Annotated in this window: 13 protein-coding genes and 1 pseudogene; 3 read left to right on the top strand and 11 right to left on the bottom strand. The window is 31.7% G+C overall.

The genetic code is table 11. The annotated features are described in order from the left end of the window. Positions 1–356 (bottom strand): response regulator transcription factor (locus N4A40_10095; GenBank protein ID MCT4662199.1); only part of this gene is annotated, 356 nt, incomplete at its 3' end. A gap of 239 nt (positions 357–595) precedes the next feature. On the opposite strand from N4A40_10095, the gene N4A40_10090 reads away from it, so the two are divergent. Both N4A40_10090 and N4A40_10085 read left to right on the top strand, forming a co-directional pair. Beyond that, a complete protein-coding gene (locus N4A40_10090; protein MCT4662198.1) occupies positions 596–811 on the top strand; it encodes a hypothetical protein in 216 nt (71 codons plus the stop codon). Between the two features lie 12 nt (positions 812–823). Further along, entirely contained in the window at positions 824–1639 is an 816-nt protein-coding gene (locus N4A40_10085) for a Cof-type HAD-IIB family hydrolase (GenBank protein ID MCT4662197.1), read from the top strand. A 149-nt stretch (positions 1640–1788) separates the two neighbouring features. Here N4A40_10085 and N4A40_10080 read toward each other — a convergent pair whose 3' ends face one another. Next, a complete protein-coding gene (locus N4A40_10080; protein MCT4662196.1) occupies positions 1789–2637 on the bottom strand; it encodes a DegV family protein in 849 nt (282 codons plus the stop codon). A 301-nt stretch (positions 2638–2938) separates the two neighbouring features. Between N4A40_10080 and N4A40_10075 the strand changes: the two genes are divergently transcribed. After that, complete coding sequence (locus N4A40_10075) at positions 2939–3916, top strand: hypothetical protein (GenBank protein MCT4662195.1); 978 nt, start codon at positions 2939–2941, stop codon at positions 3914–3916. A gap of 73 nt (positions 3917–3989) precedes the next feature. Here N4A40_10075 and N4A40_10070 read toward each other — a convergent pair whose 3' ends face one another. From N4A40_10070 to N4A40_10030, 9 genes and pseudogenes are all read right to left on the bottom strand, one after another. Then, positions 3990–4685, bottom strand: coding sequence for a hypothetical protein (locus N4A40_10070; protein MCT4662194.1), 696 nt, complete (start codon positions 4683–4685; stop codon positions 3990–3992). After that, the gene (locus tag N4A40_10065; protein ID MCT4662193.1) at positions 4675–6057 is read right to left on the bottom strand and encodes a hypothetical protein; all 1383 of its coding nucleotides are present in this window, start codon (positions 6055–6057) and stop codon (positions 4675–4677) included. The genes N4A40_10070 and N4A40_10065 overlap by 11 nt, the downstream gene beginning before the upstream one ends. 22 nt (positions 6058–6079) lie before the next feature. Next, positions 6080–6805 (bottom strand): DUF1266 domain-containing protein, encoded by a 726-nt coding sequence (locus N4A40_10060; GenBank protein MCT4662192.1) that lies wholly within the window; start codon positions 6803–6805, stop codon positions 6080–6082. 2 nt (positions 6806–6807) lie between these two features. Beyond that, positions 6808–8475 (bottom strand): hypothetical protein, encoded by a 1668-nt coding sequence (locus N4A40_10055; protein MCT4662191.1) that lies wholly within the window; start codon positions 8473–8475, stop codon positions 6808–6810. Further along, the gene (locus tag N4A40_10050; protein MCT4662190.1) at positions 8476–10158 is read right to left on the bottom strand and encodes a molecular chaperone HscC; all 1683 of its coding nucleotides are present in this window, start codon (positions 10156–10158) and stop codon (positions 8476–8478) included. It lies immediately after the preceding gene. Positions 10159–10375: 217 nt separating this feature from the next. Next, complete coding sequence (locus N4A40_10045; protein MCT4662189.1) at positions 10376–10576, bottom strand: hypothetical protein; 201 nt, start codon at positions 10574–10576, stop codon at positions 10376–10378. A gap of 86 nt (positions 10577–10662) precedes the next feature. Next, positions 10663–11697: a hypothetical protein gene (locus N4A40_10040; protein ID MCT4662188.1), complete on the bottom strand. Its 1035-nt coding sequence runs from the start codon at positions 11695–11697 to the stop codon at positions 10663–10665. A gap of 126 nt (positions 11698–11823) precedes the next feature. Next, positions 11824–12798, bottom strand: a complete 975-nt coding sequence (locus N4A40_10035; GenBank protein ID MCT4662187.1) for an ABC transporter ATP-binding protein — start codon at positions 12796–12798, stop codon at positions 11824–11826. A 79-nt stretch (positions 12799–12877) separates the two neighbouring features. Then, a pseudogene (locus N4A40_10030) lies at positions 12878–12977 on the bottom strand (ABC transporter ATP-binding protein).

Below are 12977 nucleotides of genomic sequence, written 5' to 3'. Positions count from 1 at the left end.
TCTAACATAGATTTGATTCTAGCAATCAACACTTTTGGGCTAAATGGCTTCTTTATATAGTCATTTGCCTTTAGCTCAAAACCATAAACTTCATCATCTTCATCATCTCTAGCAGTAAGCATTATAATAGGTATATTCGACTGCTGCCTAATTTTTCTACATACTGACCATCCATCCATTCCAGGAAGCATGATATCCAATAATATCAAATCAAAATTCTGCTCTTGCTGAAAAACATCAAAGCCCTTTTTTCCATCGTATGCTGCTACAACACTATAGCTTTCTTTTTCTAAATAAGACACTATGATTTTTGAAATTTCCTTGTCATCTTCTATAACCAATATCCTTTTGCTCATAAACTCTACCTCCTAATCACTAAACAATTTATCAAGCTTATTATATACGATACCCCCAGAGTTTTACAAAAAACAACACAAAAGTATACAAAAAAAACATAAATGTATACACTTCGCACAAATTAATCCTAAATTTATACGCTATACTCTTATCAAACGGATTCGCCAGTGCATTTTTGGCGATAAATGATACGAACTTAATTGTAAATGGTTTTTGGTTATAAGGAGGATGTTTTTTTATGAAACTTAATGTTTTAAAAAATGAAATGTTAGAGGAATTAAAATCTTATTGTGAAAGTAAAAATATCAAAGCGAGTATGGATGTTTATCTAGCTATGCTTTTGATTGGATCTGAAAAGTTGTCTGTAAGCCATGCAGCTGAGATACTTCCAATTTCAGAAAATGAATTAATTGGTGCTCTTAATAAATTCAATATTCATCACGCAAGTATTTAGTGAGGTGATAATATGTGTAAATTTATAGGTATTGATATGGATGGTACTCTTCTTAATTCATCACATGATTTATCTGATGAAAATAGAAATGCCATTAGAAATGCACAAAATTCTGGTGTAAATGTAGTAATAACAACCGGTAGACCTCTAAGCGGTGTAGAGAAGTTTTTAACCCCACTTAGAATGGTTCACGATAATGATTATATTATACTATACAATGGAGCTCTGATTCTAAGAGCATCAGATAGAAAAGTTATTTCCGAATCTACTATCTCTTTAGATGAAGTATTCGCTTTAGAAATAACTGCCCAAAAAATGGGTGTAAAAATACATATCGTAACTGATTCAGCTTGTATATCACCATATGAAAATTCATATGGTAAATTTGAAGCAGATTTAAACGATATGGACTTTATTATAAAAGACTTTAGTACTTTAGATTCATCTACAAAAGTTTATAAAGTAATGTTTTCAGAAGATGAATCTGTATTAAAACCAATTTTTGATGAGATGCCTTCATCTCTAAATGAAAATTATGAATTAACAATGTCTGCGCCTTTTTATATTGATTTCTTAAAAAAAGGTGTAAACAAAGGTTTTGGAATCAAATCACTTACTGAACATTTGAGTATCCCAAAAGCAGATGTAATATGCATTGGTGATGCTGGAAATGACATCAGCATGATAGACTATGCTGGACTTGGTGTCGCTATGGGTAATGCTTCTCTTGATCTTAGACGAAGAGCTGATTTCATAACTTTAAATAATGATGAGCACGGTGTAGCACATGTAATTAACCGTTTTGCTCTAATGGCGAAAGCTGTTTAAATTGCAAATTGCAATTTTAACATAAAATTAAAACCCAATAATAAAACCCTAAACAAAACCCTGAAAAAGCTCTACATGCGTTGCCTTCCATCAGCGCATATAGAGCTTTTTCTCTTTTATCCAAACATATTTTATTTTCACTAAAAAATCTATTTCAAAAAATATATTCCAAGAAGTCCAGGTCCAGTATGAGCACCTATAGCACTTCCTATTTCCCTTATAATAAATTTCTCTGTTCCGTATTCTTTCTTTATCATATCTCTAAGTTTATGAGCCTCATCTATACAGTCTCCATGATTTATTCCTATTTCCTGATTTTCAAGATTGTATCCTCTCTCACCGACTATTTCAACCATTCTCTTAAGTGTTTTCTTTCTACCTCTAGCCTTCTCTAGTGGCTGTAATTTTCCATCTCTAACATCCATTATAGGATTTATTTTCATTAAAGAACCCATAACAGCCGACGCTTTACTTATCCTACCACCTCTATAAAGATACTCCAAATTTTCTACAGTAAATATATGTTCCATGTGATTTATTTTCCTATCAATCTCATCAATTATTTCACCTTTAGATGCTCCATCTCTCGCTAAAATAGCTGCATTTAAAACCACTAAGCCTTGACCTAATGTAGCACATTTTGAATCCACTATAGTCAAATCAAATTCAGGATAAATCTCCTGCACTTCTTCTTTTGCAAGCAATGCAGTATTGTATGTTCCTGATAGATTCGATGAAAATGCTATATATATACACGTTTTTTTGTCTCTAGCATATTCTGTAAATATTTCTTTGAATTCTACATACGCTACTTGTGAAGTGGTAACCACTTTTCCCGATCTCATGTAATCCATAACCTCAATAGATTTTATTTCTATCTCATCCTTAAATTCTCTTTCTTCTAAGCAAACATTAATTGAAAAAACGTCTATACCATAATTGTCATAAAGTTCATAAGGTAAATCTGCTGCACTATCAGTAATTATCTTAACCGCCATATTCCTTCGCTCCTTTATGTATATAATATTCTTCTCCCTTTTAGTCTATTCAATCAAAATTTAGCTGTCAATATTTTTTGTAAAATCTCCTACATTTTATTATCAATCGTCTTCATTTTTTTGTTACGCAAATCACTCTTTTTTATTCTAATCCGCTTGTCATGTTCACTTCATTGTTTCTCTAATGCCATATTTATTTTTTGACAAGCCACTTAATTTTATGCTATAAATAAATTAAAATAATTATGCTAAAATGGGTTTAGTATCGGGTATTACTAATCATATAAAGGAGATACTAATTTTGAATAATAAAAAAGAAATTTGGGAAAGACTTCATAAACAAAAGGATATATGGGATTGTTTGAGTGTTTATAATTATACTTACTATTTTAATCATAATAAAGAAAGTATCGCTCTACGAAATTTTAAATCTAAAAAACTTCCATCATATGCTTATGACTTAACCATAATAGGTCGCCTTCTAACAAAATTATGTACTTGTTCTAATATAATGTCTCGAAGACCTGGTTCTGAAGATGTAACCCTCTATTGTATGCTAAATAAACCTCATGGATCCTTTTTAACTAAGAAATTAGATTCTAAGTTTATGCAAACTGCTAATCCACCAATAAAATGGAGACGCGATATAATAAGAACTCGCCTTGACAGCCTAGTTTACGACTATGCCATAGAAAAAAATGAGGATTTTGCATTTTTAGATATTGGAAGTGGAGGCAGTTTTGATGGTCTTGAAATTGATAGATTAATGACTGGTCTTCGCGATTCTTTAGATTCCTCCAAATCTGTTTCTAACTACAAAACAGTAAATATAGATATCGATGATATTTGGCTAGCTATAGGTGATTTACTATACGATAAACTTTTTGGAGACAAATCTAAAGCTATATCCATAAATGATTCTATTTTTTCATATTTAGAAAAACAGAGATATAAAAATGACCTGTCTAATTTTGACAACTTAATAGTATCGTGTAATGGATTTGCGGAATTTCTTGAAGATGATTTACTTGTAAAGCTTTACATGGATATATACGATATGACTAGACATTTCGATGGCCAAATTGATTTAATACTACCTTACGCTGTTAGAAGTAGTAAACAAGAGCGTTTAGGTAAGGTTATCGGTTTTAATTACTTGGCTCGGGAAAAGAATTATATGTTAAGATTGTGTTCTCTAATATTTCCAGGATTTGAAGTAAACTATGAAGAAAAACATAGTCAAATAGTTTTACTACTTAGAAGAAATGCTCGAAAGTAAAATAATATAAAAATATAAATGCCTGATTCAATGCTACATTTTAATCAAATGTAATTTTGAATCAGGCAATTTTTTACATTCCGCCCCATTCTATCTGTGACCAAAAACCATGATATACAATTTCCATCTTCACTTCTTCTGTTCGTACCCCTCTGCGTATTTCTTTAAATTCCGGCTTTTCTTTTATAATTTCATGAGATAGCATAGCATTTCTTCCAAAAACTTCATATGATGGATACTCCTTAATAATTAAATCAGCTATATCTTCAAGTATCATTAAAACTTCCTTTTTTGTAGCTATATTTTCTACTCCTGCCCATCTGGTAATAGCAATAGCATTTGCCAATCTGTATGCAAAGTATGAATTCTGTCTCCAAAAGAATCCAAACCTATCTATCAAAATATTATACTTTGAATACCCTCTACCACTTTTATTTTCTGGAGCAAGCTGCATGTATTCTAAGAAATCCTTATTTATCATATCTCCAATAACAGATCTATTCATTCTTAACGAATTAATGCATTCGACAAAACGGTCTCTGCCATGTATATTCAAAAAACAATTTGTAAATAAGTTCATATCTTTTATCTGCGATCTAGATAAGCTAGATTTATCAGGACAAACAACTTCCCAAAATTCGTCATTAGCTTCTTCTATATCAGATTTCATAAGCTTAGTATATTTTGATTCTATTTTTTTATCTAATGCATCTTGTATCCCTGAAACCAATGTCAGTGAGCAGACCCACAATATTTTCTTATGATCCATTTGCAGCTCTCCTTTTTTTTCTTAAATAAATTTGAAAACAAATTGACAAGAATAACAAACCCATGAAACCTCTAGATACAATTGAAGCCATCGCCAAAAATGTTGTAAGTTCCGAAATTGGTATAAACAAGAAGTTAAAAAATTTCTTTAGCATCACTACTATCAAAATGATAATTAAAAAATTGCTTATGCTTCTAGTCTTCAAAGATTTCAAATATCCTCTTTTGCGAATTTTTTCAATTTCTTTAGAGCTCTTCTTCCAAATTTCAAATATGGTTTCTGTTCTATACGCTGGCAATACTATGTCCTCTCCGTTCTTAACTAGCCTGCATCCAGCACTGTATTCTCCTATTTTGTATGAATCTTTTTTCGGAAATTTCTCTCCTTGATTTTTATAAATTTTATAAGCTTCACTATATTTTTCTTCATCGTAATAATATTGTGCTAAATAGGCAGTATATCCCTTTTCTATACACTCTTCTTCACTATAATATTCTAAATAATACTTTATACCTTTTCCCATAGAATTTTGGAGCATATAGTTCAAAAACAATCTATAGTCAAATTCACTTTTGATAGCTAATTCTCTAATTTGCTTTATGTCTAATTCACTTACATCTACGCTTTGATACAAGCCCCTAAACCATGAACTAACTAGATATCTAGCTCTAAAAAATCGCTCTCTGTCATAATACGCAAAATTCTCATACTCATTATATTTAAAATCGAACTCCTTTATAATCTCTAGTCTTTCTACACATTGATCTGAAAGTTCTGTAGCAGTTTTCAATATAAACTCAGCGATTTCACTTGTAATAGCTGGATGCTCTTCTATATAATAATCAAATATCTCTGTAAAAATCTCTTCTTGTTCGAAGCTGAGTTTGCTAAAAAATTCTCGCCAAGCTTCTTTATTGAATCTATTTTCTATATACTGATAGACAAAGTCCAAACGCTCTTCTACAATCTCATAATCATCTTCATACTCTTCAGTTTCATCATATGTAGACTCGTCAATATCGTAATCTAGTTCATATGACTCTTGCGGTATATTTTCATTATCAAAATCATAATTCTCTTCCAAATCTTGATTCACAGTATTTGCCAAATTATAATCTATATTATCTTCTTCATTCTCTTCATTGTAAGGTTCATTTGATTCACTATTTGTCTCTTGATATCTAAATGGTACATCTATTTCAGATTCTAAATTTTCGTAATATCTACACCCAGCTTCATAATTATCTCTTATGCGCATAAAATAATCTTGATCTTCCTCTGGGCGAGTCTCTTTGATTAATTTTGCATAAGCTCTTTTTAAATCTTTTACCGTAGACTCTTCATTCAAGTCAAAAAATTCCATCCAAATCATCTAACTTCGCTCCTCTAAATATTTAGGTCAATTTTCTATTTTGTATGCCACCCCATTCTATATGCGACCACAATGTATGATATATTATCTCTAGATTGATAAACTCAACGCTAAATCCATTTACTAAATTTCCAATCTCTGGGTTTTCCCTTATAAGTTCATGTGACATAGTTGCATTCATGCCAAAAACTTCATATGAGGGATAATTCGCTAATATCAAATCTCCAATTTCATCTAATATTTTTAAAACTTCTGCCCTTGTAAACACTTCTATTATTCCAGCCCATCTTGTAAGAACTATGGCATTCGCTAATTGATATGCATAAAAAGAGTTGTTCTTCCAAAAAAATCTAAATCTATAAACTAATTTTTTATATGCAGATCTGTCTATATCTTTTCTCTTTTTCTCAAGCGTTTCTGGTGACATACTCACCATATTGAAAAAATCTTCATTCAGTATATCTCCTACACTAGACTTTGACTTTTTCAATTTAGAAACTGCATTTATATATTGAACTCTCTCGTGTTTACTCAAAAATCTCATAGCAAAATAATCAATACTTGCTTTTTGATTTCCAGCTAGTGATTTTCTTTTAGGGCAAATCGTATTCCAAAACAGCTCATCATTATATTCTATCTCTTTAGTAACTAGCTTTGCATAATTATATTCTAATTTTGAATCTAGCACTTCACGCACTGCTGAAACAGCTGTCAAGGAAGATACCCACAATATTTTTTTATAGTCCATAGCTATTTCTCCCTCTTCCTTGAAAAACAAATTCTAAAACCTATAAATAATACTCCAAGCCCAATGAGTCCCTGTATAGTATTAGAAATCATTGCCGCAATTGGTGAAAGTTCTTCTGTTGGAATAGTAATAAATTTTGAAATTCCAATAGCCATTATAGCAATTATGAGCATATTCATTACAAATTTAAGTATCCTTCTGAGCAAGACTCTCTCGCAGCCTAGTTTATTCATTTTCTTAATATATCTAGGGCTCTTCTTCCATATGCCAAATACGCTCTTTGATTTGACCCTCGGAAGATATAGTTTTTTTCCTAATTGTACTAATTTTCGCCCTGCACTATACGTCCCAATTCTAAAAGCTTCATCTTTATTAAATTTTTTAAACTGAGCTTTATACGAATCATAAGCTTTAGAATATTGTTCGGTCTCATAATAACTCTGTGCCCTATAAGCCATATATCCATTTTCAATAAGTTTTTCTTCATCATAAATTTCTAGATAGTAATTAATTCCATCATACATAAAATTCTGTAGCATATAATTTAATATCAATCTAAAATCGACATCTAGTTTTATTGCTAGATTCCTAATGCTCTTTAATTCACTTGATTTTATATCTATGCTTTGATAAGCACCCTTAAACCACGCATAAATGAGGTATCTAATTCTAAAAAAATCTTCTCTCTCTTCATATGAAAACTCATCATATCCACTATAATTAAATTCAGCTTTTTTTATGAGCTCTAATCGCTCTATGCATCCCTTAGAAAAGTCCGAAACACTTCGAAGTATAAGTTCTGCTACTTCACTAGAAAATGCTAGATTATTTTCAAAATACGATTCAAAAATTTCTCGAAATATTTCATCTTGTACAAGATTCAAATTACTAAAAAACTCAACCCAAACATTTATATCAAATCTTTTTTCCGTATCATTATAAATTTTTGATAGAAGTTTCTTAAGTACTTCATAATCATTTATTTCTATATCTTCATCATCAACATAACTTTGATGTTGCGCTGATATTTCAATATTATTTTTTAAGAGCTCTTCTTCTTTTGAAAACTCACGCTCATCTAAAGTCTGATCTATCGTATTTTCTTCACTGTAGTCTAAATCATTCTTTATTTGAAATTCTTCGCCACTATCCACATCTCTATTTATAGTATTTTGATTATCGCACTCTAATGAGTCATTAGCTTCAAGTTCTTCAACATCGTCCAAATCTTTATCTATAGTATTTTTATCATCATACTCGATTTTAGTTTTAGTTTGTAATTCTTCACTATTATCTAAATTTTTTTCTATGGTATTTTCCCCATCATAATCAGCTCTTTGCATTTCTTCTAATTCGTAATTTCCATCAGTATTTTCGTCTTCAATATCTTCATACTCATAATCTACAGTTTCTCTACCTTGCGTTTCAATATTCTCATTATACTCAAACGTTGGTTCTCTAAATATAGTATTACCTTTATAGTTAAATGTTCTCTGCGGCACATCCTTATTCTCAAAATACTCGCGCCCCACCTCATATTGATTTCTAATCTCCATGAAATACTCTGGATCGTCTTCAGGATGAACTTTTTTCAAAAGTTTTGCATAAGCCCTTTTTAAATCTTTTAATGTACAATCTTCATTGAGATTAAAAAATTCCATCCAATACATCTAACTTCTTACCTCAAGGTATTCTAAAAATTGCTTCATTCTAGCTCGTGCAGGCTTTATCATATCTGGATTCTGTGTTTCTAAAGCTGCATTGAATCCTAAAATTTCGATCTCTATTTCTTTTCTTATAGCTCCTAGATTCATCTCATAGTACCTTTCAAGCTGTGCTATAATATTTTTATTTTCTTCATCGTCTCTAGGATGTATCTTTAAATGCTCTATAAGTGCCATCTTTGAATTAACATCATCTTCTGACAAATCATTTGCATTTATTACAATTTTCTTCTCTGTTTTTCCAGTCTCAAGTACCTTTACTTCAACTTCGAGTATCCCATTTACATCATATGTAAATCTCACATCTAATTCGACCTCGTGTTTTTTTCGTCTAGGAATGCTCAATTCCATCTCGTCTAACTTCAAATTTTCATTTATTCTAAATGAATCCCCTTGATATATGTCTATGTTTATCTTATTTTGGTTATCTCTAGCAGTACAATACCTTCTCGTTCTACTAACAGGAACTGTCATATTTCGCTCAATTATAGGATCATAAACCATCGCCTCTCCAAATTCATGACCTCTTAACACAGTCGTTCCAAGTGTAAATGGACAAACATCTGTAAGTACAGTATCTTCAAAATCTTCATTTCTTTCTTTCATAGCCGCCGCAATCGTTGCTCCTATTGCCACTACTTCATCTGGATTTATATGACATAGTGGAAAGCAATTAAAAAGTTTTGCCACGTGTTTTTTTACAAGAGGCATCCTAGTACTTCCGCCAACTAGTATCACTTCATTTATATCTTCTAGTTTGAATTTCGAATCCTTTACCGCTTTTTTTAGTGGCATTCTAATTCTCTCTATTAGTGGCATAATAATTTCTTCATACTTTGTTTCTGATATTTCTATAGTATGTTGCTCTCCATCTATAGCTAGATTTACTCTCACATGTACGTTTTCTGATAATTTTTTCTTTGTCTGTTCTGCAGTATATTTTATCTGAGCTAGTTGCTCTTTTGTAAAGCTATCTAGTTCCCTTTCCATTTTACTTGCAAAGTATCTCATAAGACTATCATCAAAATCTTCTCCGCCAAAGTGATTATCACCTGAGACCGCTCTTACCTCTATTATGTCATCAAATATATCTAGCACTGATACATCGAATGTACCGCCACCTAAATCAACTATTACTAGTACATTTTCCTCTTTTCTATCATGAATTTGATATGCAAGTGATGCTGCTGTAGGTTCATTAATAAGTCTTTCTACTTTCAGCCCTACTAGTTTAGCTGCTTCTATAGTCGATTTCTTTTGCTTATCGTTGAAATAAGCAGGTACACTTATAACGGCCTCTTCTACCTTTTCGCCAAGATGAACCTCTGCATCTTCTACAAGTGATTTTAGCACTAATGCCGATAAATCAACTGCACTAAATCTACGCCCATCTAGTGAATAAACTTTATCTGTTCCTATAAATCTTTTAAATGCACTCGCACTAAGCGTTGGATGCTTAGCTTGTATTTCCTTTGCAGTTTCTCCAACTATGACCTCGTCACCCTTTAGACTTATAACACTAGGAGTCAAAAATTTACCAAATCTATTTGGTATAAGTTCTGCTTTTCCATTTCTATATACGCCAATAGAACTATTTGTTGTTCCTAAATCTATACCTACTATTGCCACAACTCCACATCCTCACTTCAAAAAACAACTCCGCTATTTTTTGTATTTTTTTACAATCTTGATTACTATTTTACATGTAATACCCTATGTAGTCAAAGCATATTATCTACAAAACCATATTCATCATAATACAAAAATTTAAACTTTCGTTATTAGTGAAATATTAATATACAAAAAGAAGACTACATAGTGAAATGAGTCTTCTTTTTATATTAGATCATTTGTTTTTAAGCTTCATAATCCTAGCTAATATCAGCGAACCTATAGCCACAATCATGTAAATGCGATAAAATCCAGTCGTTCCTACAATTGGAACGTTCATCGAACTCTCAGGATGTTGTAGCGCATATCCAACAAATATTATAGCAAACAAAATCATAAGTATTCCAATCCAGAAAAAAATTCTTGATTTTTTCATAGCTAATTCGCCTCCAATATTGAAATTAACTCATTTACATATATGTTAATTTCATACTATCAGATAGCTACTTTTTAATCAACATTCTAGTTCTTTTTTACAGCTACTATCAAATTTCTGTTTATAGATTGATCTACTCTGTGAATATAATCTGCATATGGTTCTTCGTCCAATACTTCTAAGCCATTTTCGCTAAGAACCTTTGCTATTTCACCATACTTTACAGTAAGCTCATTGTATGCAAGTACCATGCTTCCATTTACTCTCATTACGTGTTTCCAAGCTGGTACTGCCTTTTTTAATAAAGCTAGTGGACTTCTCGAAACTATGTCTTCCATTTTATTTTTCATACCATGTTGAACTCCGTAGGGTAAATCACATACTATGACATCAAATGATTTTTTCTTAAGAAGTTTATCTGCATTGCTTGTATCAGCTGTAAATACTTGCATTTGCTGCAATTTTTCATTTTTGAAATCTTCTTTAGTCACAGCTGCTTTTACACTAAATACGTCAGCGATTTTTTTCCCTTTCGCCCCTACGCGTTTTGATTTCTCAGTTCTATGCTTATATTTTCCCTCTTTGAAATATCTAGTAACATAGTTTTTAATCTCTAGAAACCACTTTGAATTAACCTCTATTCCAGTTACATCTAGCCCTCTTATATATCCTTCATATAAGGTAGTTCCCTTTCCGCACATTGGGTCTAATAATGTTTTATTGGGCGTAGTAGTCTTACATGCACTTAATGCTAAATTTACCATAAGCCTAGTAAATTGTTCATTGGTTTTTCCATTATATTTAAGTATTTGTACCATACTCTCTGGAAATGTATGAAAATCCGGTACATTTATTGGTTTCAATAAATTTGAGTCTACAAGCTCAAAAAGAGCATAGAAAACAGAACTTGTGCCAAGTGTTTTAAATTCCTCTTCTGTCAGTTCTCTGTTTGTAGTAAATTTAATTGAAGCTGGAAGTGCAGTCTCAGCTAACTCTATATCCCTCATATCTAATCCATGAGCTTCTCCTATTGCTCTAAGTTCTGAAATAGCAATCTTAAGAGCTGTTTCAAAGTAAATTCTATTGTGCCCTGGATTTGCAAGTATCAAGTATTCGTTCAAAATTATAACCTTCTTTCTAGAGTATTTTTATCATATCTACTGTATTTTCGGATATTATTATATCATCATTGAAGGTTTGATTAAGCTTATTTTTGAAAATAGAGTACAATATATTTTGAATCAAAATTATTTTTCATACAAATGGCATGCAACCTTGTGTCCACTCTCAATTTCTCTCAGTACTGGCTCTACATGATCACATTTCTCCAACTTGTATTTGCATCTTGATTTGAATCTGCATCCCGCTGGAAGTTTCATAGGGCTTGGCACATCACCTGAAAGTATTTCTCTACTTTCATCTACATCACTACTTGGGCTCGACTTTGGAACTGCTGCTAGTAAAGCCTTACTATAAGGATGCATTGGTTTATCGTAAAAATCTTTTGTTTCCGCCTCTTCAACTATTTTACCCAAATACATGACGCCAACTTTATGTGATATATATCTCACTACCGATAAATCATGAGATATAAATAAGTAAGTAAGCCCAAATTCCTCTTGCAAGTCCTTTAGCAAATTTATTACCTGAGCTTGTATGGATACATCCAATGCAGAAGTAGGTTCGTCACACAATATAAATTGTGGCGATATAGAAAGTGCCCTAGCAATACATATCCTTTGTATTTGACCACCACTAAATTCAGTTGAATACCTACTCATATCACTCTTACTCAATCCAACTTTTCTTAGTAAGCTCTCTATATACTTTCCTTTATCACCCACGTCTTTTCCATAAGCTTTTATAGGCTCTGACAAAACTTGTTCTATAGTCATATGTGGATTCAATGATGAAAATGGATCTTGAAATATAATCTGCATATGTTTTCGAATTATATTTAGCTCTTTTTCGCTCATGTTAGAAATATTTTTCCCATCAAATTCAACAATGCCATCATCCGGTTCATATATTCTAGTTATAGTCCTTCCAATAGTAGATTTGCCACATCCTGATTCACCTACCAGTGCAAATGTTTCTCCTCTTTTCATTTCAAAGCTAACACCATCTACAGCTTTCAAATATTGTGGTTTTCCAAATAATTTTTCTGGATTCATCTTAAAATATTTTTTTAGATTTTCAATTCTCACTAAAGTATCACTCAATTATATCTCTCCCTTTTTCATTGAGCCAACAATTAGATCTATGACCCTTTTCAATCTCTACAGATGGTGGCATTTTTGATTCACATATTTCAAGTCTATCCATGCATCTATTTGCAAACGGACACCCCATTGGTGGATCGCACAAATCTGGTGGCATTCCATCTATCGGTATCAACCTA

It is taken from the genome of Tissierellales bacterium (assembly GCA_025210965.1).
GTDB lineage: Bacteria > Bacillota > Clostridia > Tissierellales > JAOAQY01 > JAOAQY01.
Note: the sequence above shows the minus strand (reverse complement) of the source record. Positions and strands in the feature narration are given on the sequence as shown.